The organism is Arthrobacter agilis, assembly GCF_030816075.1.
Lineage (GTDB): Bacteria > Actinomycetota > Actinomycetes > Actinomycetales > Micrococcaceae > Arthrobacter_D > Arthrobacter_D agilis_E.
In genome coordinates this window covers 3299294-3321859 of record NZ_JAUSXO010000001.1, presented here as the reverse complement: position 1 = coordinate 3321859, position 22566 = coordinate 3299294, and the positions used below count along the sequence as shown (strand labels likewise).

Genomic DNA, 22566 nt, shown 5'->3' with positions numbered 1-22566 from the left:
CGGACACTTCCCTCAACGGCCCCACGTGCGCGGATATTCCGCCGGTGGGACGTGCCCGGGCACAGCCGATCGCGGTGTGGACGATCGTCCAGGGAGTTGTCCTGCGATCAGCCGACCCGGATCTCCGCGATCCGAAGACCGAAGGGATACTGGGCCTGGATGTTGAAGAGCCTCGGCAACTGTGTGAAGTTGACGATCACGAATCGCCCCGTCTGCGGGCCGTCGGTACCGGCCGGGATGGGGAGGGTCACGGTGGGCGCAGTGAACCCGCCCTGCGCGATCTGCTGTGCACCCTCGAGGGTCGGCTGATCGTTGACGAGTACCGAGAAGCTGCCGCCCGCACCGTTGACCTGATCAATGGAGACCTGCGAGATCGCCGATTCCTCCTCGAGCTCCACGACCAGCGCCAGGCTGGACGCCAGTCCGCCGAAGGTATCGCTCGCGTACACCTGGTTGCCCCAGAAGGTCGCAGGGTTGCCGTCGATGATCAGGGGGAGGTTCGTGTCGTTCGCCGCGTCGAGCCCCTGGTTGTCCGGCACCACACGGGTGATCCCGGACACCACGGGTTCGGGGGCTGCGGCGGGCTCGGTTGTCGCGGCGGCCGTCGTCGGCGCCGTCGTCGGCTCCTCGGTTGCCGGTGCGCTGGTCGAGGGTTCGCTCCCGCCATCGGCGACCGGGTTCCCGAAGATGGACCCCAGCTGTGTCGCCGCCAGCACGACGGCGACGACCAGCACGATGCTGAGCACCACGCCCACGAGTACCCGGGTGAACTTGCGTCCACCGCCGTCCTCGTCCTCCGGCCCGTCGTAGTCGTCGTCCCCGTCGTACGCATCGGGGTCCTCGCGGTGCTCGGACAGCGGGAAGAGTGAGGCGGCCCGTGCAGGGCGCTGGGCCGCTCCGCCGGAAGCGGCCGCTGCCGCGCCGGCACCGGCCGTGGCTCGCGCCGGCTGGGGGTCCTCGTGATCGCGGGAGTCGCCGACGGCGGACGACGCTCCACCGGGCCGCTGGCTGGGGGGTGGAGGAACGAGATGGGAGCTCGGCCGGCGCTCCGCCACAGGCTCGGCTGCGACGGGGACGTCGGAGGTCTCGTCCTGCTCTGCGTCCTGCGAGCCCTGCCGGCCGAAGCGCCGTGTCAGGCCGGAGAGGCGGGGCTTCCTGTGGTGACGGACGTCGTCGTAGTCCTCATGGTCGTCGTACGTCTCCGGCTCCGTGGACCGTGGGCCACCGAAGATCTCCGAGCCGAGGGTGTCGGTGAAGAACGGCTCGATGTACGGCGCGTCCTCGACCGGTGCCTCCTGCTGCACGATCAGATCGAGCATGTCCGCCGCGGGCGCACGATTGGTGACCAGATAGGTGCCCGACTCGGTGATGCCGAGGTCGAGGACCTGGATGTTCCCGTTCCGGTCACCCGTGGCGAGTTCGCGCGCACTCGCTGCGACCTGGGAGGCATTCCCGGCCGAGGCGACGAGGATGCTGACGGGCCGGTTGAGCACCTGGTCCATGCCGTCGAGTACGAGGTCCCTCTCAGCAGATGCCAGCACGTAGGCGGTCACCTTGTAGCGCCCGCCCAGCACTGATCCGACGTCTACTGCTTCTGGCACGTGTTCCTCCCGGCGGACCATGGCTGATTTCTACCCATGCTACCGGTCGGTCACACGTTTCCCGGGCTGGACGGCCCAGCGCCGCTCCGGCGGAATCTCGCGAGAAGGGGCTGCATGAACTCGCTCAGTTCGGTGATCCGGAGCAGTTTCAGCATCCCCAGGTAGACGGCCGACATCACCAGTCCGCCCAGCACGAGGACGACGACGGCGTTGAGTTTGGACTGCCAGACGAAGCCCGTGGCGTCGTACCCGCCGAACGCCAGATTCAGGGCCGTGCCTGCCAGGGCAGCGACGATGCCTGCGATGGTGAGTCGCACATGGACGTCGAAGACGTGCCCCGCGCCGTACCGTCCGATGGTGCGGGTGAGGAAGACGTGACTGACGACGACGGCGATCATATTGCCGACGGAGTATGCAATGGCGAGCATCGGCACGATGAGCCGCGGGTCGAACATCCCTGCCGCCAGGGCGAGCACCACGCCGACGATGGACAGGATGAGCTGGATCTTGAGCGGGGTCTTCACGTCCTCGCTCGCATAGAACACCCGGTTCAGGAAGAAGTTGGCACTGAGGAACGGTGCTCCCACGGCGAGGAGCGCGATGATCACACCGTTGATGGCCGCACTTTCCGGTGACTCGCTGAACAGCATGCCGAGGGGGCCGGCGAAGGTGAGCAGGGCTGCTGCGCCGAACACCGTTGCGACACCGATGATGCGCAGGCCCTGGGACAGGGTGGCGCGGACACTCGGGAGATCGCCGTCGGCGTGCGCGGAGGACAGCTGGTTGAACATGACCGTGGCCAGCGACAGGGCGATCACCGCGTGCGGCAGCTGGTACACCATCGCGCCGAACTCGAGGTTCGTGGATCCTGCGATCTGCACCGGCGGATCCTGCGCGAGGAACCTCGGCCGGGCATCGGAGGCGATGGTGGCGACGCGCTGGTTCACGAGGTACAGGCCGTTGCCGATGAGCATGGTGACGATCGTGACGGACGCGAGCTTGCCGGTGCGGCCCAGCCCCGTTCCGCGGACACCGAACTTCGGTCGCAGACCCAGGTTCAGGCGCTTGAGCGGGATGAACAGCACGAGCGCCTGGATGACGATGCCGAGCGTGGTGCCGCCCGCGAGGAGCAGTGTCTGCGCCGAGGTCCAGGTATCGGGGCTGTGCCGCTCGACCTGCTCGCCTCCCATCAGCACGATGAAGACCGCCAGGAAGGCGATGGACACGATGTTGTTGACGACGGGCGCCCACATGTAGGGGCCGAAGGAGCCGTTGGCGTTGAGGATCTGCCCGGTCACCGCGTACATGCCGTAGAAGAAGATCTGTGGCAGGCACCAGTACGCGAAGGCGGTGGTCAGGGCGAGATTGGCCCCCGTGAAACTCGTCGTCAGGGCCACGATGACCGGGGCCGCGAGGGTCACGAGCACGGTCAGGACGAGCAGGGCGGCGGCGGCGAGGGTGAGGAGCCGGCTGACGTAGTCCGCTCCGCGGTCCGGCTGGCGGCTGGCGCGGATGATCTGCGGCACGAGCACGGCGTTGAACACGCCGCCCGCGAGCATCAGGTAGATGAAGTTCGGCAGGTTGTTCGCCGAGGTGAAGAGATCCGACACCTGGCCCGTGGCGCCGATCGCGGTGGCGAGGAGCGCCACCCGGACCAGGCCGAGGATCCGGGAGACGAGCGTGCCGGCCGCCATGATGGCGCTCGAGCGTGCGGTGGACCCGCTCCGCGGAGCAGAGGGATCACCGACGGTCCGGCCGGCATCCTGCAGGGGGGTCGAGGCTGTGTTGGTGTCAGACATCGTTCTCCATCGTCTCATCCACGGGCGGACGACGACGCGCGACGCAGCGGAGCGCGGGGGCTCAGAGGTGCTCGGGGAGGACCTCGCGGGCGAGATCCGCGATCCGGCGTTCGTTGGGGAATGACAGCTTCCGTCCGAGCTCCTGCAGGGGGACCCAGGCGACGTCGACCGCCTCGTGGTCCGGGTCGTTCTCGATGGTGAGGTAACCACCGGTGGCGATGAGCAGGAAATGGTGGACCGTCTTGTGCACCCGGTGCCCGCTGACGGTGAACCAGTAGTCGATGCTGCCGAGGGCGGAGACGATCCTGCCCTCTATCCCGGTCTCCTCGGCGATCTCCCGGACAGCGGCTTCCTCGCTGTTCTCCACGCCTTCCGGGTGGCCCTTCGGCAGGCACCACTCGAGGCGGCCGCCGCGGTTCAGGCGCGCGATGATGGCGACGTCGAGCGTCTCCCTCGTGGTGTCCACGACGATCCCGCCGGCAGACACCTCCTCCACCGTGGGCAGCTGGTGCTGCACGGCAGGCATACCCGTGGTTCCCATTGACACAGTCAAGGGAGTGCGCTTGGGAGCACTTGGAACGGGTCGGTCCATGCAGTCCACTCTAACGATCTTTCAGGAGCGCCGATGACGGCGTGACGCGTCGCCCGCGCGTTCGTACAGCATCCGCGCGGGGCTGTACGCGGTGTGGGAAACCGGCGCCGATCTGGCACCCTTAAGGGACTATGGCGCACCTGCTGGACACTTCGACCCTCACCGCACCCCTTCCTCCCGTGGTCCTCGAGGTGGGCGAACTTTTCGACGCCGCAGGGCATGAGCTCTCGCTCGTCGGGGGGCCGGTGCGCGACCTGTTCCTCGGCAGGGTGTCGCCGGACCTCGATTTCACCACGGACGCGGACCCGGACCGGATCGTCGCGCTCATCAGGCGCTGGGCCGACACCTTCTGGGAGATCGGCCGTGCCTTTGGCACGATCGGGCTCCGCAAGGACGGCTACCAGATCGAGATCACCACCTACCGGGCCGAGGCCTACGATCCTGCGTCCAGGAACCCGACGGTCGCCTTCGGTACGAGCCTCGAGGACGATCTGGTCCGCCGCGACTTCACCATCAACGCGATGGCGCTCAGGCTGCCCTCCCTCGAACTCGTGGACCTCTTCGGCGGGGTGCGCGACCTCCACGCCGGGGTCCTGCGCACGCCGGGCACGCCGTCGTCGTCGTTCTCCGACGATCCGCTGCGCATGATGCGCGCCGCGCGCTTCGCGTCCCAGCTGGGGGTGACGGTGGCCCCCGAGGTCTCGGAGGCCATGGCGGCCATGGCCGAACGGATCTCGATCATCTCCGCGGAGCGCGTGCGCGACGAACTGGTCAAACTGCTCCGGGGCGAGGCGCCCGACGCCGGGATCGACCTGATGGTGGACAGCGGGCTCGCCGAGCACGTGCTGCCGGAGGTCGCCGCGCTGCGCCTCGAGACGGACGAGCACCACCGGCACAAGGACGTCTACCAGCACTCGTTGACGGTCCTGCGCCAGGCCTGCGCCCTCGAGACGGGCGACGACGGCCCCGTGCCGGGACCCGACGTCGTCCTGCGGCTGGCCGCGCTCCTGCATGACATCGGCAAGCCCGCCACCCGGAAGTTCGAGCCGGGGGGTGCCGTGAGCTTCCGCCACCACGACGCCGTCGGTGCGAAGCTCACCGCCAGAAGGCTCAGGGCGCTGCGGTTCGACAACGACACCGTCAAGGCCGTCGCACGGCTGGTGGAACTGCACATGCGGTTCTACGGCTACGGGGAAGCCGGGTGGAGCGATTCCGCCGTGCGCCGATACGTCAGCGACGCCGGTCCCCTCCTCGAGCGGCTCCACCGCCTGACCCGCTCCGATGTCACCACCCGTAACCGCCGGAAGGCCGAGCGCCTCTCCTTCGCGTACGACGACCTCGAGGCGAGGATCGCGGCGCTCGCCGAGCAGGAGGAACTGGATGCCATCCGGCCCGACCTCGACGGCGAGCAGATCATGACGCTCCTCGGCATCCGACCCGGCCCCGTCGTGGGCCGTGCCTACCGCTACCTCCTCGAGGAACGGATGGAGCACGGGCCGCACGAGCCCGCTGAGGCCGAAGCCAAGCTCCGCCGATGGTGGAGTGACCAGCCCGAATCCCAGGGGAGCACACCATGAAGCCGATGACAGGCGCCGCCACACCGGACCGCACCCCCGCCGGGACCCCGCTCCCCAAGCTGTGGCTCCTGCGGCACGGTGAGACGGAGTGGTCCAGGGACGGCCGCTACACGGGGCTCACGGACCTTTCGCTGACGCAGCACGGGGAGGAGCAGGCGCTCGCAGCACGTGAACACCTCGAGGGCATCGATTTCGGCCTCGTGATGACCTCGCCCCTGCAGCGTGCCGTCCGCACCGCCGAGTTGGCAGGGTTCCCCGATGCCGAGGTCCTGCCGTTCGCGCACGAGTGGGACTACGGCGACAACGAGGGCAGGAACAGCGCGACGGTCCGCGAGGAGAACCCCGGATACCTGATCTGGAACGACGGCGTACCCAACGGGGAGACGCTCGACCAGGTCTCGGAGCGGGCCGACCGCGTCATCGCGCGGGTGCAGGCCGGGTGCGGCACTCCCGCCGACCGCGATCCGGGGGCGAAGCCCGTGGAGAACGCCCTCCTCGTGGCGCACGGACACTTCCTCCGGATCGTCGCCGCACGATGGCTGCAGTTCGGTGGCATCGAGGGACGTCACTTCGTCCTCGGGACGGCCGCTGTCTGTGCGCTCGGCTGGGACAAGCGCACCCCGGCGATCGTGCACTGGAACCTCTGACCGGCCCGAGTCGGCCCGTGTCGGCAGTGCCGAATTCTCCCGCCGGAAAATTCGGGTCATCAATTCAGGCAAAGGGCTTTTCCATAAGCATTTAATGGGGTAGCTTTGCTCATGTGCCATTGGGCCTTCCCAACTCGAACATCGAGGGAAGGCCCCGGCCATCCGACCGTGCTATCGACGAAATGGAGGTGGAGATTGTGAATACCCTGCTCACCGGAGCCTATGCCCGTAGCGCCAATCCCGCCTTCATCATCCGTACGCACTAGGAAGTCGGCGCACCGGCACCAGCCGGCTGATCCTTGTCACCCCGCACCCGTGCGCGGCTTCCTTTCGTCCATTCTTATCGACGGCATTCTTTTTCATGCCATTCGTGGCTCATTCCTGCCGTTCTACGCGTAGAGAGTTTCATCATGCCCGATTCACGGCTTCTTCCTGTCCAATTCCCGGATAAACCAGCACCACCCGCGGCACTCCCCGACCCGGTGATTCCTGCGCGCGGCGAATTCATCCTGAGCGGGTCGCTGACCCCGCTCCCGCACGGCACCGCCCCCCTCCACGAGCTGACGGGCGTCCGGGCGGACCCCATGCCCGGGTTCCATTCCAGGAAGGAGGTGCAACGCATGCTGAGGAGATGGAGGAACACCCTCTCGCTGTGGGGGCGGATCCTGTCGTCCCCGTCCTCGGACGCCCGGGACGCCCGGGAGCGGCTTCTGCTGCCGAACCACTCGATGTACATCAGGTGATCCCTCCCGTACCCCGCCGACCATCCTCCGCCGACCATCCCCCCGACGACGGGGGACCCGGTCGGCCGGCCCGACCTGCGAAGCCCGCGCCGCCGGCGCGGGCTTCGCTGTTCCACGATGACCGCCAGGCCCGTGCGTACACCGTTGACGCAGGCACCGACCGGAATGTAGCGAGCCGACGCCGCGTTATAAAGTCGTGAGGTTGACTCGACCGGCGCTGCCCCCTCAGCCGGTCGGAGAGGAGAGGATGTGTCCGGCGTCAGGCGCGTAGCCATGCTGTCCCTGCACACCTCCCCGCTCGAACAGCCCGGTGCAGGCGACGCCGGCGGGATGAACGTCTACGTCCGGAGCACAGCGCTCGAACTCGCCGGCGTGGGGATCGACGTCGAGATCTTCACGCGGGACGCGGGAGAGGGCCGCCCCAGCCGCGAGGTCCTCGACGACGGTGTGGTGGTCCACCACCTCGAAGCCGGGCCGCGCCGGCGCGTCCCCAAGGAGACCCTCCCCGGTCTCACCGACACCTTCGCCGACGCGTTCACCGACGTCGCCGATCTCCTCGCCGACGGCCACTTCGACGTACTGCACTCCCACTACTGGGTGTCCGGCACCGTGGGCCTCACGCTCAGCCGGGAGATGAACCTCCCGCTCGTGCACTCCATGCACACCATGGCGAAGGTCAAGAACCTGCGCATGAAGACCCTCGCCTCGCCGGAACCCGCGGACCGGATCGCCGGCGAGCAGGACATCGTGGACGGGGCAGCGCGCCTCATCGCGAACACCACCACCGAGGCCTCCGAACTGGTGTCGCTGTACGGCGCGGTCCCGGACCGCATCGACGTCGTGGCGCCCGGCGTGGACCTCGCGACCTTCCACCCCGGGGACCGGGGCGCCGCGCGCGCCGGTCTCGCCGTTCCACCCGGCCAGTTCCACGTGGTGTTCGCCGGCCGGATCCAGAAACTGAAGGGCCCGCAGGTCCTGGTCGCCGCGGCCGCCGAGCTCAGGCGTCGACGGCCGGACATCCCGCTCGCCGTCAGCATCCTCGGCTCGGGCAGCGGCTCCGAGGCGCTCGCGCTGCAGCCCGTCATCGACCACGCCGGTCTCACCGATGCCGTCCGGCTCTACCCGCCGGTCACCGCGACCCATCTCGCCCAGTGGTTCAGGTCCGCCGACGCCGTCGTGATGCCGTCCTTCAGTGAATCCTTCGGTCTGGTGGCCCTCGAGGCCCAGGCCTGCGGCACGCCGGTGATCGCCGCGAACGTCGGCGGCCTCCCGCAGGCCATCAGCGACGGTCGCAGCGGGCTCCTCGTCCATGGCCACTCCGCGCGCCGGTGGGCGGACGCCCTCGAGCGGCTCCACGACGACGCCGGGCTCCGGGAGACGCTCGCCCGCGGCGCCGCGACCCACGCGCTCGCGTTCGGCTGGCAACGTACGGCCCTGCTGACGGCGCAGAGCTACCGCACCGCCGTCGACCGTTTCCCCACCGCGGCCGCGCACTGAAGCGCACCGCGGGCCCGCCTAGGATGGAAGCGTGAATCCCGCCGAGCTCGCCGCCTACCTCGACTCCGTCCGCATCACCGGCCAGGTGGCCACGGCCCGGCAGGACAACCTGAAGCACATGCACCTGTTCCTCGAGGGCAACGAACACCTCGGGTTCGGGGTGGAGCTCACCCGGGAGTGGACCTTCGACGAGGTCTTCGACCTCATGCACCAGCGCGTGGGCACGAGCCCGGACCGCGGACACACCGAAGGCCAGGACACCATCGACGCGGGGAAGTGCGTGGCGGCGCTCGACCGCTTCGGCGACCGCTTCGGCGAGTCGGTGCGCCGCGGCGACCGTATCCTCTTCGCCACGGGCCACCCCGCCGGGCTGCTGCCCGTCCACGCGGCTCTCGCCCGGGCTGCCGCCGCGGCAGGCGCCGACGTGGTCCAGGTCCCGGAGGGGCGCCGCTTCGGGGCCGGCGACATCCGCCAGATATTCGGGGTCCTCGTGTGGCACCAGCACGGCGGCCTGATGCACACCCACTTCCCGGACCCCATGCGGCTGAGCCTCGACACCCTCGCCGACCATGGTCTCGCAGCGCCGGACCTGGTGGTCGCCGATCACGGATGGGCGGGCCAGGCCGCCAGCTCGGGGCTGCCCACCCTCGGTTTCGCCGACTGCAACGACCCCGGACTGTTCGTCTCCGAGGCGCAGGACCAGGTGGAGGTGGCCGTCCCGCTCGACGACAATGTCTGCCCCGGACTGTACGCACCGCTCGTCGACTACGTCCTCGACCGCGCCGGATTGGCGCCGGCATGACGGTGCCCGCTGATAGGTTGGCCGCATGAGCGACCTGGAGATTGCCCGCGCCGCCGCGATCCGGCCCATCGAGGACATCGCCGATGCGGCGGGGATCCCTCGCGAGGCGCTCGAGTTCCACGGCCGCTTCAAGGCGAAGATCGATCCCCGCCTCCTGCCCGACGGCGCCGGGACACCCGGCAAGGTGGTCCTCGTCAGCGCCATGAGCCCCACACCGGCCGGCGAGGGAAAATCGACCTGCACGGTGGGACTCGCCGATTCCCTGGCCCGGGCGGGGCAGCGCGTCATGATCGCGCTCCGCGAACCGTCCCTCGGGCCCGTCCTGGGCATGAAGGGCGGTGCGACGGGCGGTGGGTACTCGCAGGTGCTGCCGATGGACGAGATCAACCTGCACTTCACCGGCGACTTCCACGCCATCACGTCGGCGAACAACGCCCTCGCCGCCCTGATCGACAACCACATCCACCAGGGCAACGAACTCGGCATCGACCCCCGACGGATCACGTTCAAGCGCGTCCTGGACGTCAACGACCGGGCGCTCCGTGAGGTGGTGATCGGCCTCGGCGGGCCCGCGCAGGGCACACCGCGCCAGGACGGCTTCGACATCACCGTGGCGTCCGAGATCATGGCCGTGTTCTGCCTGGCCACGGACCTCGAGGACCTGAAGCGACGCCTGGGAGACATCACCTTCGGATACACCTTCGACCGCAGGCCGCTGACGGTCCGGGACCTGCAGGTCGAGGGGGCACTGGCACTGCTGCTCAAGGATGCGCTCAAGCCCAACCTCGTGCAGACCATCGCCGGGACACCCGCCCTCGTACACGGCGGGCCCTTCGCGAACATCGCCCACGGCTGCAACTCCGTGATCGCCACGCAGACCGCCCGGCGCCTCGCGGACATCGTGGTCACGGAGGCGGGCTTCGGTGCCGACCTCGGCGCGGAGAAGTTCATGGACATCAAGGCGCGGGCGGCCGACGTCGCACCGGACGCCGTCGTCCTCGTCGCCACCATCCGTGCCCTGAAGATGCACGGGGGTGTCGCGAAGACCGACCTCGCACGCGAGGACCTCGATGCCCTCCGCGAGGGGACCGCGAATCTGCTCCGCCACGTGCGGAACATCGAGAAGTTCGGGGCCTCGCCCGTCGTCGCGGTCAACCGCTTCGCCACCGACTCGCCGGAGGAGCTGGACTGGCTGCTGGCGTGGTGCGCCGGAGAGGGCATCGATGCAGCCGTCGCCGATGTCTGGGGCCAGGGCGGAGGTGGCCCCGGGGGCGACGACCTGGCCGCGAAGGTCCTCGCGGCCCTCGAGCGCCCCGTCGCGTTCACGCACCTCTACTCCCTCGACCTGCCCGTCGAGGACAAGATCAGGATCATCGTCCAGGAGATCTACGGCGCGGACGGCGTCGATTTCTCCGTGCCCGCCCTGCGCCGGCTCCGGGAGATCGAGGCGAACGGCTGGTCCGGGCTGCCCGTGTGCATGGCGAAGACGCAGTACTCCTTCTCCGACGACGCCGGCCTGCTCGGCGCCCCGAAGGGCTTCACCGTGCACGTCCGGGACCTCATCCCGAAGACCGGGGCCGGCTTCATCGTGGCCCTCACGGGTTCCGTCATGACCATGCCGGGGCTGCCGAAGGAGCCGGCGGCGCTGCGCATGGATGTGGACGGGGAGGGCAACGCCGTCGGGCTGTCCTAGGAACCAGCGGTTCCCGATCGTGTCGCCCCCGAGGCACCCGCGGCGGGCGGAGGATCCCGCGGGTCGGGTGCCCTCGGACGGACGCGAAGGGGCCGGGACAGCGATAGCGTGTCCCGGCCCCGATGCGGAGGTCGAACGGCGTCGAGCCCGCCGGTCCTAGCGGTCGAGCTCGCCGCGGATGAAGGCCTCGACCTTCTCGTGGGCGATGTCGTCCGCGTACTGCTCCGGCGGGGACTTCATGAAGTAGCTGGACGCGGAGAGGATCGGTCCGCCGATGCCGCGGTCCAGGGCGATCTTGGCCGCGCGGATGGCATCGATGATGACGCCTGCGGAGTTCGGTGAGTCCCAGACCTCGAGCTTGTATTCGAGCGAGACGGGGGCGTCGCCGAAGTTGCGGCCCTCGAGGCGCACGAACGCCCACTTGCGGTCGTCGAGCCAGGCGACGTAGTCCGACGGTCCGATGTGGACGTCGTCGGCCCGCAGTTCGGCCTTGACGTTGGAGGTCACGGCCTGCGTCTTGGAGATCTTCTTCGACTCGAGGCGGTCGCGCTCGAGCATGTTCTTGAAGTCCATGTTGCCGCCGACGTTCAGCTGGTACGTGCGGTCCAGCGTCACACCGCGGTCCTCGAAGAGCTTTGCCATCACGCGGTGCGTGATGGTGGCGCCGATCTGGCTCTTGATGTCGTCGCCCACGATCGGCACGCCCGCCTCCGTGAACTTGTCCGCCCATTCCTTGGTGCCGGCGATGAAGACCGGGAGGGCGTTGACGAACGCGACGCCGGCGTCGATGGCGCACTGTGCGTAGTACTTCGCGGCGTGCTCGGAACCGACGGGCAGGTAGCAGACCAGCACGTCGGCCTTCGAGGCCTTCAGCTGCGCGACGATGTCGACGGGCTCCTCATCGGATTCCACGATGGTCTCGCGGTAGTACTTGCCCAGGCCGTCCAGGGTGTGGCCGCGCTGCACGATGACACCGGTGGGCGGTACGTCGGCGATCTTGATGGTGTTGTTCTCGCTGGCGCCGATGGCCTCGGCGAGGTCGTGGCCCACCTTCTTGCCGTCGACGTCGAACGCCGCCACGAACTGGACGTCCCCCACGTGGTACTTGCCGAACTCGACATGCATCAGGCCGGGGATGGAACCCGACGCGTCCGCGTCCCGGTAGTAGTGCACACCCTGCACCAGGGATGCGGCACAGTTGCCGACTCCAATGATTGCCACGCGAATGGGGTTCTGTCCCACAGTTCTCCTCGAAAGCCAGTTGAAAGATGCCCCGCCCGTCATCGCCCCAGTGCGGTCGGCAGGAAATGCCAGTCTACGTTCCGTTTTCAACTCCGCTGCGTGCTCCTGCATTCCTTGCCTTCCCGGCCGGCATGCGTCAACCCCGGCCCGGGCCGGCGGGCCGGTGCCTGCGGCGGGCGCTAGGCTCGGTGGATGACGTCGGAGGCGGGGACACGCGGGCCGTACCGCATCAGCGTCCCCAGCCGGTCGGATCCCCTCCTCGAGCCGATGGTCGAAGGGGTGGGCGGACCCCTGGGCCGGCACACCGATCCGGGGCGGATCGCGCCCCGGTGGTTCACCGTGGAGCGCGTCCTCATCCTCCTCACGGTCCTCTCGGCCGTCCTCGCCGTGGTCGTCAAGAATCCCTGCCGGGTGACGGGGTGGTCGGCGCCCGACTACTTCTACCGTGCGTGCTACTCGGACTGGACCGAGCTCTACCAGAGCCGGGGCCTGGGCGAAGGGGTCCGTCCGTTCATCACCCCCGGCGCCCTCTTCGAATATCCGGTGCTCCTCGGGCTGATCGCGTCCGGGACGGCCTTCCTCGTGGATCTCGTAGCGGGTGAGGCCGCCGGTACGAAGCCGCTCCTGTATTTCGACGTGAACGCCGTGCTCGTCGCCGCCGTGTGGATCCTGACCGTCCTGGCGACCCTGCGGCTCGCCGGCCGCCGACCGTGGGACGCGGCGATCGTCGCGACCGCTCCGGTCATCATCCTGTCCGGCACCATCAACTGGGACCTGTGGGCGGTGTTGCTGGCGACGGCGGGGATGCTGGCCTTCGCCCGGAACCGGCCGGTCCTGGCCGGCGTCCTGTGGGGACTCGGCACGGCGGTGAAGCTCTACCCGGTCCTGTTGCTCGGGGCGGTGCTGGTCCTGGCCGTCCGCACGGGACGGTACAGGCCGTGCGCCGCGGCCTTCTTGGGTCTGGCCGCGGCCTGGCTCGTGGTGAATGTGCCCTTCCTGGTGCGTGACGCGGATGGCTGGGGGTACTTCCTCACGTTCTCCGAGACCCGGGACGCCGGGTTCTCCTCCGGGTGGTACGTCTACAACGCCCTGGCCCGCCGGGCCGGCGGCGCCGTCCTCACACCCGCCGAGATCAACACCGGGGCCGCGGCCCTCTTCGCCCTCGCGTGCCTCGGGGTCGCGGTGCTCGCGCTGAGGGCGCGGCGGAGGCCCCGCCTCGCACAACTCGCCCTCCTGATCGTCGGGGCCTTCATCCTCTGCAACAAGGTCTACTCGCCGCAGTACGCCCTCTGGCTCGTACCCCTGATCGCGCTCGCCGTGCCGCGGTGGCAGGTGGTGCTGACGTGGCAGCTCGTCGAGGTCCTCCACTGGTGGGCGGTCTGGCTCTACCTCGGCGCCCAGACGAGCGGTGGCGCCCCGGAACACAACCTCGGCCTCGGGATGTATGCCTGGGCGGTAATCGCTCATATTGCCGCAACAGCATATGTTCTGGGCGTGGTTCTGCGGGACATCCTCGACCCCCGGGACGACGTGGTGCGACGCATCGGCATCGACGACCCCCAGGGCGGCCCCTTCGACCGTGCGCCGGACCGCATCGTCCTGCGCTCCGGCTTCCGGCGGTTCCTCCAGCCGGGCCACCCCGTCTCCGGGCCCTCACGCAGAGGACCGGGACGCACGGCTCGGATAGGGTTGCAGGACGGACCCGGGATCTCGTCCGGTCCGCCTCCCGGAGCCGTCGAAGCGCCGGGCCACGTCCCGAGCCCTGCCGCGACGGACCACCCTCATGACCGGCACCGACCAGCGGAAGAACACCAGTGAGCGCAGCACCCCTGACCTACACGCCCCTCGACCCGTCCGGCTTCGAGGAGTTGGCCGCCGCCCGCCCCGACGTGGTGATCCCCATCGAGCAGACTCCCGCGTGGATCGGGTTCGAACGGGCCCTCGGACGGACGCCCCTGGGGATCTGGGCCTACCGGGACGCCGCCGGGACCCTGGTCGCCACCGCGAGCTTCGTCCACGTGACCCGCAGGTTCAGGGAATCCGTCGTGGTCATCAACGGACCGGTGTGGTTCGCGGAGCGCACTCCCGCAGCGGAACGCCTGCTGATGGACACCGTGCGCGAGCAGTTCCGCGAGCACCCCGCCGTCGACCCGCTGTACGTCCGGATGCAGGTCGCCACCCCACAGGCGCCCGCGACGGGGCCCATCGAGCACGGGTGGTACGAGCGGGAGATCGTGGTGGACCTGACACCGGGAGAAGCGGAGCTGCTCAGGAGCTTCCGCCCGAATGCACGCAACAGCATCCGTCGGGCGCAGCGCAACGGTGTGGAGGTGAAGCACATCCCTCGTGAGGAATGGAAGGAGGTGTTCGCCACCCAGCTGTTCCCGATCATGCAGGAGACCGCGGCACGGGACGGCTTCCAGGCCTTCGATTCGTCCTACTACGAGACGCTGCTGACCGTGCTGGGCGATCACCTGCGCCTCCTCGTCGCCTACCGGGACGGGACGGCGCTCAGCTGGCTGATCACCACGGAGTACCGCGGCTACTCCGTCTACTACTTCGCCGGGAGCACCCTGGAGGCCCGGTCCACCTTCGCCCCGTACCTCCTGCTCTGGGAAGCGTTCCGCGTGCTGAAGGCAGCCGGGAACACGGCGTGCGGACTCACCGGGATCGCCAGCGAGAACTACCCCGGTCTCGCGAACGTCACCACCTTCAAGCGCAACTTCTCGAAGAACGTCGTGGTGGTCCCCACCACCTACGACATCCCCCTGGATCCCGTGCGCTACACGGCCGTGGCCTCGATCCTCGCCGCACGGCGCAAGGCTCCGGCGGCGGCCAGGGCGGCAGCCCGGCGCGCGACGGGCCTGGCGCGACGCGTCGGACGCGGGCGCGGAGCGGTCGGCGCCTCCCGGCACAGCTAGCAGCGCCTGCGGGGAGCAGCCCCGGAGGGTAGGAAAGGAAGCCCCATGCCAGATGTCGTGGTCGTCGGAGCAGGCCCCAACGGACTGGCGGCCGCCGTCGTCATGGCGCGCGCCGGGCTGTCGGTGAGGCTCCACGAGTCCGCGCCGACGATCGGGGGAGGGTCGCGGTCCCTCCGGCTCATGGACGAGGAGCATCTCCACGACTTCTGCTCGGCGGTCCACCCGATGGCCCTGGCCTCACCGTTCTTCCGGGAGTTCGAGCTGAGCCGGCGCATCGGATTCGCCGTTCCCGAGGTGTCCTTCGCGCATCCGCTGGACGGCGGGCGGGCAGGGGTCGCCTACCGCAGCCTGGAGCGCACGGTAGCGGGTCTCGGCGTCGACGGCGACGCCTATCGCCGCCTCCTGCAGCCGCTCACCGAACGTGAGCAGGGCATCCTCGCGTTCACGCTGAACTCCGTGCTGCGCATCCCGAAGAAGCCGGAGGCGGCGCTGCGTTTCGGTCTCGCCGTGCTCGACCAGGGGCTGCCGGCCTGGAACCGCCGTTTCAGCACCGACGAGGCCCGTGCCCTCGTCACCGGCGTCATGGCCCACCCCGTGGGAACGCTTCCCTCACTGACCGGCGCGGGAGCCGGTCTGGTGCTGAACCTCCTCGCGCACACCGTCGGATGGCCGATCCCCGTCGGCGGGTCCCAGTCGATCGCCGACGCCCTCGCCCTGGACCTGCGGCAGCACGGCGGCGAGATCGTGACCGACAGCAGGATCGGGACCCTGGCCGAGGTGTCCGACGCCCGGGCGGTGCTCCTCGACGTGGCGCCGAAGACCTTCCAGGCGATGTCCCGGGGACGGCTCCCGGCCGCCTACGCGGCCGCCCTCTCCGCGTTCACCTACGGCAACGCGGCCTGCAAGGTGGACTTCATCCTCTCCGGTCCCGTGCCCTGGACCCACCCCGAACTCCGTCGGGCGGGGACCGCGCACCTCGGCGGGACGCGCGAGGAGATCGCGGCGGGCGAGAAGCAGGTCAGGCAGGGCAGGCATCCGGACAGCCCGTACGTGCTCCTGTCCCAGCCGTCGTCGTTCGATCCCACCCGCGGCCCGGAGGGCAGCCACACCCTCTGGACCTACTGCCACGTCCCGCGGGGCTCCACCCGCGACATGGCCGAGGCCGTCACGGCGCAGATCGAGCGGTTCGCGCCCGGCTTCCGCGACGTCGTCGTGCGCAGCCACACGACGACGGCGAGCGCGCTGGAGGACTACAACGCCAACTACGTGGGCGGCGACTTCAGCAGCGGCGCCGTGAACCTGCGCCAGATCATCGCCCGGCCCGTGCCCTCCGTCCAGCCCTGGGCGACGCCGGTCAAGGGGGTCTACCTCTGCTCCCAGTCGACGCCTCCCGGCCCCGGCGTGCACGGGATGGCGGGGCTCAACGCAGCCCGGCTGGCGCTGAAGCGTGAATTCGGGCTGCCCGTGCCGGCCCTCGGACTGCAGACCCGACCCTGAAGGTGCCGGCCTAGTTAGGTTATGCTTGCCTTGCCCTGCTGACGGGGCCCTTCCCGGCAAGAAAGCCATTCCATGTTCGCCAACTACCTGATCGGCCTGCGCGAGGGCCTCGAGGCCGCCCTGGTGGTGGTCATCCTCGTCGCATACCTCGTGAAGATCGGCCGCAAGGATCTGCTGCCCGGCATCTGGTGCGGGGTGTCGCTGGCCGCGGCGCTCTCCCTCGGCTTCGGTGCACTGCTCACCTACGGGACGCACGGGCTCACGTTCGAGGCGCAGGAGGCCATCGGGGGCTCGCTGTCCATCATCGCCGTGGGGCTGGTCACCTGGATGGTCTTCTGGATGGCGCGCACGGCGAAGAACCTGCGGGGCGAACTGCACGGCCAGGTGGATCGCCACCTCGCGGCCGGGGGCAAGGGCCTCGTGGTCGTCGCGTTCCTCGCCGTCGGGCGCGAGGGGCTCGAGACGGCCCTGTTCATTTGGTCCGCCGTGCAGGCCACGGGCCAGACCACGCAGCCGATCCTCGGCGCCGCGCTGGGCCTCACCTCGGCCGTCGTCCTCGGGTGGATGTTCTACCGGGGGATGCTGCGCATCAACCTCTCGATGTTCTTCACCTGGACCGGCGGCATGCTGATCATCGTCGCGGCCGGCGTGCTGTCCTACGGCATCCACGACCTCCAGGAGGCGGGCATCCTGCCGGGCCTGGGCAACCTGATGTTCGACGTCAGCGCGGCCGTCCCGCCGTCGAGCTGGTACGGCACGCTGCTGAAGGGCACTGTCAACTTCTCGCCCGCGACCACCTGGCTCGAAGGCATCGCCTGGCTGGCCTACACGATCCCCACCATGACGCTGTTCATCCGGCAGAGCACGCGCCGCAGGCCCGCTCCCGCCTCCGTCCAGCCCCGTATCCCCCAAGGAGTCCAGTGACCACCGCTCGCCTGTCGAAGTCCGCTGCCGTCGCAGCGGCCAGCGGCATCCTGTTCCTGACCGCCTGCACGCCGAACGCCTCCGCGGAGACGGCCGAGGGCGCCCCGGGGACGCTGAGCGTCACCAGCACCGCCGACGAGTGCGCCGTCTCGGCCGCCACGGCGCAGAGCGGCCCCCTGACCTTCTCGATCACCAACTCCGGGGACCAGGTTACCGAGTTCTACCTCCTCGCGGAGGACGGCCTGCGCATCGTCTCCGAGGTGGAGAACATCGGTCCGGGCATCAGCCGTGACCTCGTGGTCAACGCCAAGCCCGGGTCCTACTACACCGTGTGCAAGCCGGGCATGGTGGGCGACGGCGTGGGGCGCGCGGAGTTCACGGTGGCGGACTCCGGTGCCCAGGTCGAGGCGACCGGTGACGAGCAGGCACAGATCGACGCCGCCGTCGCCAACTACAAGGCCTACGTCAAGGACCAGGTGGACCAGCTCCTCACCGGGACCGAGGACTTCGCGGCGGCCTACGTCGCGGGGGACGACGACGAGGCACGCCGCCTGTACCCGACGACCCGCATGCACTTCGAGCGGGTGGAGCCGGTCGCCGAGAGTTTCGGCGATCTCGACCCGAAGCTGGACAACCGGGAGGCCGACCTCGCCGAGGGCGAGGAGTGGACCGGCTGGCACCGCATCGAGAAGGACCTCTGGCCCCCGGCCGACGCCGCGTACACGCCCCTGACACCCGCCGAGCGGAGCGCCGTGGCGGCGCAGCTCGTCGAGGACACCACCACGCTGCACGCGAGCATCCAGGACATCGAGCTGCCCCTCGACCAGCTCGCCAACGGGGCCATCGCGCTTCTGGACGAGGTTGCCAACGGCAAGGTCACGGGTGAGGAGGAGATCTGGTCGGGGACCGATCTCTGGGATTTCCAGGGCAACGTCGAGGGGGCCCGGGTGCTGGTCGACGGCCTGGAGGACCTCCTCGAGGCGAAGGACCCCGAGCTCGCCGCGACGCTCGATGCCGACTTCGCTGCCCTCTCGGCGGAACTCGACAGGCACCGCACGAGCGCGGCCGACGCCGCGCAGCGGGACATCGCCTACGTCTCCTACGGCGACCTGACCCAGGAGGACGTGAAGGCCTTGTCCGACCGCGTCAACGCGCTGAGCGAACCCCTCTCGCGGATCACCGCGGCGCTGCTGGGCTGACCGGGCCGTGGCACGTACCTTCCGGATCTCACGCCGCAGGGCACTGACCCTCGCCGGGGCCAGTGCTGCGGCGGGCGTCGGCGCGGGTGTGGCGGCGGGACGCGCCGCGCCGGAGGCGACGGCGGTCGCCCCCGACCCCGCCGCGCTGACCTACCCGTTCCACGGCGAGCACCAGGCGGGCATCACCACTCCTGCACAGGACCGCCTGCACTTCGCGGTGTTCGATGTCGACGACATCTCCCGCACCGAGCTGATCGGTCTGCTGCAGGACTGGACGACCGCCGCCGCGCGCATGAGCCAGGGCTCGAGTGCCGGCGAGTTCGCGCCCGACGCGGGACCCTACGAGGCCCCGCCGGAGGACACCGGAGAGGCGATGGACCTCGGCCCCACCGGCCTGACCATCACGTTCGGGTTCGGCCCCACGCTGTTCACCACCGCCGACGGCGACGACCGGTTCGGCCTGGCCGCGCGGCGTCCCCGCGCCCTCGTGGACCTGCCGAAGTTCTCCGGCGACATGCTCGACGAGCGCATCAGCGGCGGGGACCTGTGCATCCAGGCCTGTGCCGACGATCCCCAGGTGGCCGTCCACGCCATCCGCAACCTGTCCCGCATCGCCTTCGGACGCGCTTCGCTGCGCTACTCGCAGCTCGGCTTCGGCCGGACCTCCAGCACCAGCACCGCCCAGGTGACGCCGCGCAACCTGTTCGGCTTCAAGGACGGCACGGCCAATCTGAAGGCCGAGGACCCCGAGGGCGTCGACGGGCACGTCTGGGTGGGCGAGGGGGACGACCAGGCCTGGATGGCGGGCGGCTCCTACCTCGTCTCGCGCAAGATCCGCATGAACATCGAACCCTGGGACCGCACGCGCCTGTCGGAGCAGGAACGGTCGATCGGCAGGACCAAGGGCCAGGGGGCGCCGCTCTCCGGCGGTGACGAGTTCACGGCCCCGGACTTCGCCATGCCCGGCAGCGGCGGACAACCGATCATCGCCGAACACTCGCACATGCGACTGGCTCATCCGGACACGAACGGCGGTGCCCGCATGCTGCGCCGCGGCTACAACTTCGTGGACGGCAACGACGACCTCGGCAGGCTCGACGCCGGGCTGTTCTTCATCTGCTTCCAGCGCGACCCCGAGCGGGCCTTCATCCCGGTGCAGACACGCCTGGCGGGCTCGGACCTCCTCAACGAGTACATCCGCCACGTGGGATCGGCGATCTTCGCGGTGCCCGGCGGGACGTCCGAGGGCGGGTACGTGGGCTCGCTGCTGTTCGAGTCCTGATCCTGCGGCGGTCAGCCCGTCGGTCCGACGACCCTCCGGGCCGCCTCCACCGCGCTCGCCCGGTGTGCGGCCAGCGGCGTCTCGGCGGCGTTCTCGTGTGCCACGAGGGGAGCCTGCACCCACGCCTGCGCGATGCCGAACAGGATCGGCAGGAGCTCCTCCGGGACCCATGACGCATCCACGTGCCCGAGGTGCTGCGCCTCCCGCACCGCCGTCAGCTTGGCGTCCGGCGCCACACCGCCCGGGAGGTCGTAGTCGACGCCCTCGAGCCGCGCCCAGGTGAGCATGCGCAGGATGTCCGGGTGCTCGTGCGCGTGGTCGAAGACAGCTCCCACGAAAGCCGGGACGTCGGCGGGATCGAGCGCCACGGCCTCGTGGAACTCGGCCGCGTTGACGTCGAGGACCGCCTGGAACAGGGTGGCCTTGTCGGTGAAATGCGCGTAGAGGCGTTCCTTGCTCGCCGAGGCCGCCTTGGCGATGCGATCGATCCTCGCTCCGGCCAGTCCGTAGGCGGCGAACTCGGACCGCGCCGCCAGGAGGATGCGGGATCGTACGTCCGTCGTCGAAGGCATTCCTCGAGTATACCCAAACGAACTAGTTCGTTTGACATTGCGTGGGCGTCCCCCCTACTGTCGGACGGCACCCACTACGAGGAGATCCATGTCCGTCCCCACCCCGGGCCCGTCCGGCACGTCCACCGTCGACGCCGCCCCGAAGGCCTCCGCGAACCGCTGGCTCGTCCTGGCCGTCGTCGCGCTCGCCCAACTCACCGTCGTCCTCGACGGGACCATCGTCAACATCGCCCTGCCGCAGGCGCAGGCCGAGCTCGGCATGTCCGACGGCGACCGCAGCTGGGTCGTGACCCTCTACGCCCTCACCTTCGGCGCCCTGCTCCTCCTGGGCGGTCGCATCGCCGACTTTTGGGGGCGGAAGCGGTCCTTCCTGATCGGCATGGGCGGATTCGCGCTCGCGTCGGCGCTCGGCGGCATCGCGACGACGGGCGGGATGCTGCTCGTGGCCCGCGGCTTCCAGGGTGCCTTCGCCGCGCTGCTGGCCCCCGCCGCACTCGCCATCCTGTCGGTGACCTTCCCGGGCGGCAGGGACCGCGTGCGGGCCTTCGCGGTGTACGGCACGATCGCCGGCGGTGGAGCGGCCGTCGGGCTCCTGCTCGGCGGTGTCCTGACCGAGTACTTCAGCTGGCACTGGTGCCTGCTCGTGAACGTCCCGATCGCCGTCGTGGCCATCGCCGTCGGCATCCCCCTCCTCCGTGAGAGCCGCGCCGACGGGAGCACCCGCTACGACGTGCCGGGAGCCGTGCTCGTCAGCCTCGGCCTCGCCTCCGTGGTCTACGGGTTCTCCCGCGCCGAAGCCGGCTGGATCCGGGCCGACACCCTCGGGTTCCTCGCCCTCGGCGTGGTGCTGCTGGGGCTGTTCGTCCTCGTCGAGTCCCGGTCGGCCCACCCCCTGCTGCCGCTGCGCATCATCACGCACCGGGCGCGCGCCGGCGCGTACCTGTCCTCCGTCGCGGTCGGGGCGGCGCTGCTGGGCGCGCTGCTCTACCTGACGCTCCACTTCCAGATCGTCCTCGGCATGAGCCCGCTCATGTCCGGGCTCGCCTCCCTGCCCATGACGGCCGCCATCATCGTGTCCGCGGGTATCGTCTCGCGGCTCCTGCCGACGGTGGGTCCGCGCATCCTCATGACGGCCGGGCCCCTGATCGCCGCGGCCGGACTGCTCGTGCTGAGCCGCATCACGGTGGGTGGCTCGTACGCCCTCGAGGTGCTGCCTGCGCAGATCCTGCTCGGCATCGGCCTCGCCCTCGTCTTCGTACCGCTGCAGAACGTAGCACTCCTCGGCATCGCCCCCCGGGACGCGGGCGTCGCCAGCGCGGCGGTCACCGCGACCCAGCAGATCGGCGGATCCATCGGCACGGCCGTCTTCACGGCGCTGTACACGGTGGGTGCGGGGAGCATGGCGGGTGCGGCGGGCGGGCTGCAGCCGCTCGTGGACGGCTACTCGGTGGTGTTCCTCGCTGCGGCGATCGCGCTGGCGCTCGCGTCGCCGATCTCCTGGGTCCTGATCAACGTGCCCAGGGACGAGTTCACGACGTCGGACGAGGCCGTCCACCTCGGCTGAGTCAGGCGCTCGCCGGGTGCTCGCGCGCCCCGCTCTGCAGCCAGGCGACCGCCAGGTGCCGTGAGGTGAAGAACCGGGTGGGGCAGGGCGGGGAGTTCACGCCGAGGAAGAAGTTGGCGATCATCCTGTCCACGGGAGGACCCCAGCAGGGCGATCCGTGACGCGGCGCAGGGGATCGCGAAGACGGCCCTGGCGCCGCGGGTGACGGTCCGCGTGGTCTCCATGTCGACGAGCATGGGGTGGCCCCCACCGTCGGCGAGGCCGTTGACCGCCGCCATGGCGGCCTCGGCGTCCTCCACCGTGATGGTGCAGTCCCTGTCCCACGCGAGGTGGAGGATTCCGTCGGGCAGCAGCGCGAGGGTGGCCTTGCCGCCCTCGATCGGTCGTGCGGTCATGGCCCTGCTCCTCACGTCG

The 22566-nt window shown here is 69.8% G+C and carries 18 protein-coding genes and 1 pseudogene; 13 read left to right on the top strand and 6 right to left on the bottom strand.

Features of this window, described 5'->3' with window-relative positions:
- Window positions 1-107: 107 nt before the first annotated feature.
- The 3 genes from QFZ50_RS15645 to QFZ50_RS15635 all read right to left on the bottom strand — a co-directional run bounded on the left by QFZ50_RS15645 (window position 108) and on the right by QFZ50_RS15635 (window position 3941).
- Complete coding sequence (locus tag QFZ50_RS15645; RefSeq protein WP_307085712.1) at window positions 108-1601, bottom strand: ABC transporter substrate-binding protein; 1494 nt, start codon at window positions 1599-1601, stop codon at window positions 108-110.
- A gap of 50 nt (window positions 1602-1651) precedes the next feature.
- Window positions 1652-3400 (bottom strand): murein biosynthesis integral membrane protein MurJ, encoded by a 1749-nt coding sequence (gene murJ, locus QFZ50_RS15640; protein WP_307085710.1) that lies wholly within the window; start codon window positions 3398-3400, stop codon window positions 1652-1654.
- A 61-nt stretch (window positions 3401-3461) separates the two neighbouring features.
- Entirely contained in the window at window positions 3462-3941 is a 480-nt protein-coding gene (locus QFZ50_RS15635) for an NUDIX hydrolase (RefSeq protein ID WP_307085708.1), read from the bottom strand.
- A gap of 182 nt (window positions 3942-4123) precedes the next feature.
- On the opposite strand from QFZ50_RS15635, the gene QFZ50_RS15630 reads away from it, so the two are divergent.
- From QFZ50_RS15630 to QFZ50_RS15605, 6 genes are all read left to right on the top strand, one after another.
- Entirely contained in the window at window positions 4124-5569 is a 1446-nt protein-coding gene (locus tag QFZ50_RS15630) for a CCA tRNA nucleotidyltransferase (protein WP_307085706.1), read from the top strand.
- Window positions 5566-6216, top strand: coding sequence for a histidine phosphatase family protein (locus QFZ50_RS15625; RefSeq protein WP_307085704.1), 651 nt, complete (start codon window positions 5566-5568; stop codon window positions 6214-6216). The genes QFZ50_RS15630 and QFZ50_RS15625 overlap by 4 nt, the downstream gene beginning before the upstream one ends.
- 620 nt (window positions 6217-6836) lie before the next feature.
- Window positions 6837-6959 (top strand): hypothetical protein, encoded by a 123-nt coding sequence (locus tag QFZ50_RS15620; RefSeq protein WP_307085702.1) that lies wholly within the window; start codon window positions 6837-6839, stop codon window positions 6957-6959.
- 249 nt (window positions 6960-7208) lie between these two features.
- Complete coding sequence (gene mshA, locus QFZ50_RS15615) at window positions 7209-8456, top strand: D-inositol-3-phosphate glycosyltransferase (RefSeq protein WP_307085700.1); 1248 nt, start codon at window positions 7209-7211, stop codon at window positions 8454-8456.
- Window positions 8457-8487: 31 nt separating this feature from the next.
- Complete coding sequence (locus tag QFZ50_RS15610) at window positions 8488-9258, top strand: phosphatase (RefSeq protein WP_307085698.1); 771 nt, start codon at window positions 8488-8490, stop codon at window positions 9256-9258.
- A 25-nt stretch (window positions 9259-9283) separates the two neighbouring features.
- Complete coding sequence (locus tag QFZ50_RS15605; RefSeq protein WP_307085697.1) at window positions 9284-10951, top strand: formate--tetrahydrofolate ligase; 1668 nt, start codon at window positions 9284-9286, stop codon at window positions 10949-10951.
- 156 nt (window positions 10952-11107) lie between these two features.
- Here QFZ50_RS15605 and QFZ50_RS15600 read toward each other — a convergent pair whose 3' ends face one another.
- On the bottom strand, window positions 11108-12193 hold the full coding sequence (locus QFZ50_RS15600) for an inositol-3-phosphate synthase (RefSeq protein WP_307085695.1): 1086 nt from the start codon (window positions 12191-12193) through the stop codon (window positions 11108-11110).
- A 192-nt stretch (window positions 12194-12385) separates the two neighbouring features.
- Between QFZ50_RS15600 and QFZ50_RS15595 the strand changes: the two genes are divergently transcribed.
- The 6 genes from QFZ50_RS15595 to efeB all read left to right on the top strand — a co-directional run bounded on the left by QFZ50_RS15595 (window position 12386) and on the right by efeB (window position 20016).
- Complete coding sequence (locus tag QFZ50_RS15595) at window positions 12386-14011, top strand: glycosyltransferase family 87 protein (protein WP_307085693.1); 1626 nt, start codon at window positions 12386-12388, stop codon at window positions 14009-14011.
- Complete coding sequence (locus tag QFZ50_RS15590) at window positions 14008-15114, top strand: lipid II:glycine glycyltransferase FemX (protein WP_307085691.1); 1107 nt, start codon at window positions 14008-14010, stop codon at window positions 15112-15114. The genes QFZ50_RS15595 and QFZ50_RS15590 overlap by 4 nt, the downstream gene beginning before the upstream one ends.
- Window positions 15115-15159: 45 nt before the next feature.
- Window positions 15160-16611, top strand: a complete 1452-nt coding sequence (locus QFZ50_RS15585) for a phytoene desaturase family protein (protein WP_307085688.1) — start codon at window positions 15160-15162, stop codon at window positions 16609-16611.
- A 72-nt stretch (window positions 16612-16683) separates the two neighbouring features.
- Complete coding sequence (gene efeU / locus QFZ50_RS15580; RefSeq protein WP_307085686.1) at window positions 16684-17535, top strand: iron uptake transporter permease EfeU; 852 nt, start codon at window positions 16684-16686, stop codon at window positions 17533-17535.
- A complete protein-coding gene (efeO, locus tag QFZ50_RS15575) occupies window positions 17532-18734 on the top strand; it encodes an iron uptake system protein EfeO (RefSeq protein ID WP_307085684.1) in 1203 nt (400 codons plus the stop codon). Before efeU ends, efeO begins: the two co-directional genes overlap by 4 nt.
- A gap of 7 nt (window positions 18735-18741) precedes the next feature.
- Window positions 18742-20016 (top strand): iron uptake transporter deferrochelatase/peroxidase subunit, encoded by a 1275-nt coding sequence (gene efeB / locus QFZ50_RS15570; RefSeq protein WP_307085682.1) that lies wholly within the window; start codon window positions 18742-18744, stop codon window positions 20014-20016.
- A gap of 11 nt (window positions 20017-20027) precedes the next feature.
- On the opposite strand, the gene QFZ50_RS15565 is transcribed toward efeB, so the two are convergent.
- On the bottom strand, window positions 20028-20588 hold the full coding sequence (locus QFZ50_RS15565; protein WP_307085680.1) for a TetR family transcriptional regulator: 561 nt from the start codon (window positions 20586-20588) through the stop codon (window positions 20028-20030).
- A gap of 88 nt (window positions 20589-20676) precedes the next feature.
- On the opposite strand from QFZ50_RS15565, the gene QFZ50_RS15560 reads away from it, so the two are divergent.
- Complete coding sequence (locus QFZ50_RS15560) at window positions 20677-22152, top strand: MFS transporter (protein WP_307085679.1); 1476 nt, start codon at window positions 20677-20679, stop codon at window positions 22150-22152.
- A 1-nt stretch (window position 22153) separates the two neighbouring features.
- On the opposite strand, the pseudogene QFZ50_RS15555 reads toward QFZ50_RS15560, so the two are convergent.
- Window positions 22154-22547, bottom strand: a pseudogene (locus QFZ50_RS15555) (DUF7793 family protein).
- Between the last annotated feature and the right edge of the window lie 19 nt (window positions 22548-22566).

Coding starts and splice junctions, on each gene's coding strand:
- murJ (WP_307085710.1), bottom strand. CDS start 3,400: ATGTCTGACACCAACACAGCCTCGACCCCCCTGCAGGATGCCGGCCGG.
- QFZ50_RS15635 (WP_307085708.1), bottom strand. CDS start 3,941: ATGGGAACCACGGGTATGCCTGCCGTGCAGCACCAGCTGCCCACGGTG.
- QFZ50_RS15630 (WP_307085706.1), top strand. CDS start 4,124: ATGGCGCACCTGCTGGACACTTCGACCCTCACCGCACCCCTTCCTCCC.
- QFZ50_RS15625 (WP_307085704.1), top strand. CDS start 5,566: ATGAAGCCGATGACAGGCGCCGCCACACCGGACCGCACCCCCGCCGGG.
- QFZ50_RS15620 (WP_307085702.1), top strand. CDS start 6,837: ATGCTGAGGAGATGGAGGAACACCCTCTCGCTGTGGGGGCGGATCCTG.
- QFZ50_RS15605 (WP_307085697.1), top strand. CDS start 9,284: ATGAGCGACCTGGAGATTGCCCGCGCCGCCGCGATCCGGCCCATCGAG.
- QFZ50_RS15595 (WP_307085693.1), top strand. CDS start 12,386: ATGACGTCGGAGGCGGGGACACGCGGGCCGTACCGCATCAGCGTCCCC.
- QFZ50_RS15585 (WP_307085688.1), top strand. CDS start 15,160: ATGCCAGATGTCGTGGTCGTCGGAGCAGGCCCCAACGGACTGGCGGCC.
- efeU (WP_307085686.1), top strand. CDS start 16,684: ATGTTCGCCAACTACCTGATCGGCCTGCGCGAGGGCCTCGAGGCCGCC.
- QFZ50_RS15565 (WP_307085680.1), bottom strand. CDS start 20,588: ATGCCTTCGACGACGGACGTACGATCCCGCATCCTCCTGGCGGCGCGG.
- QFZ50_RS15560 (WP_307085679.1), top strand. CDS start 20,677: ATGTCCGTCCCCACCCCGGGCCCGTCCGGCACGTCCACCGTCGACGCC.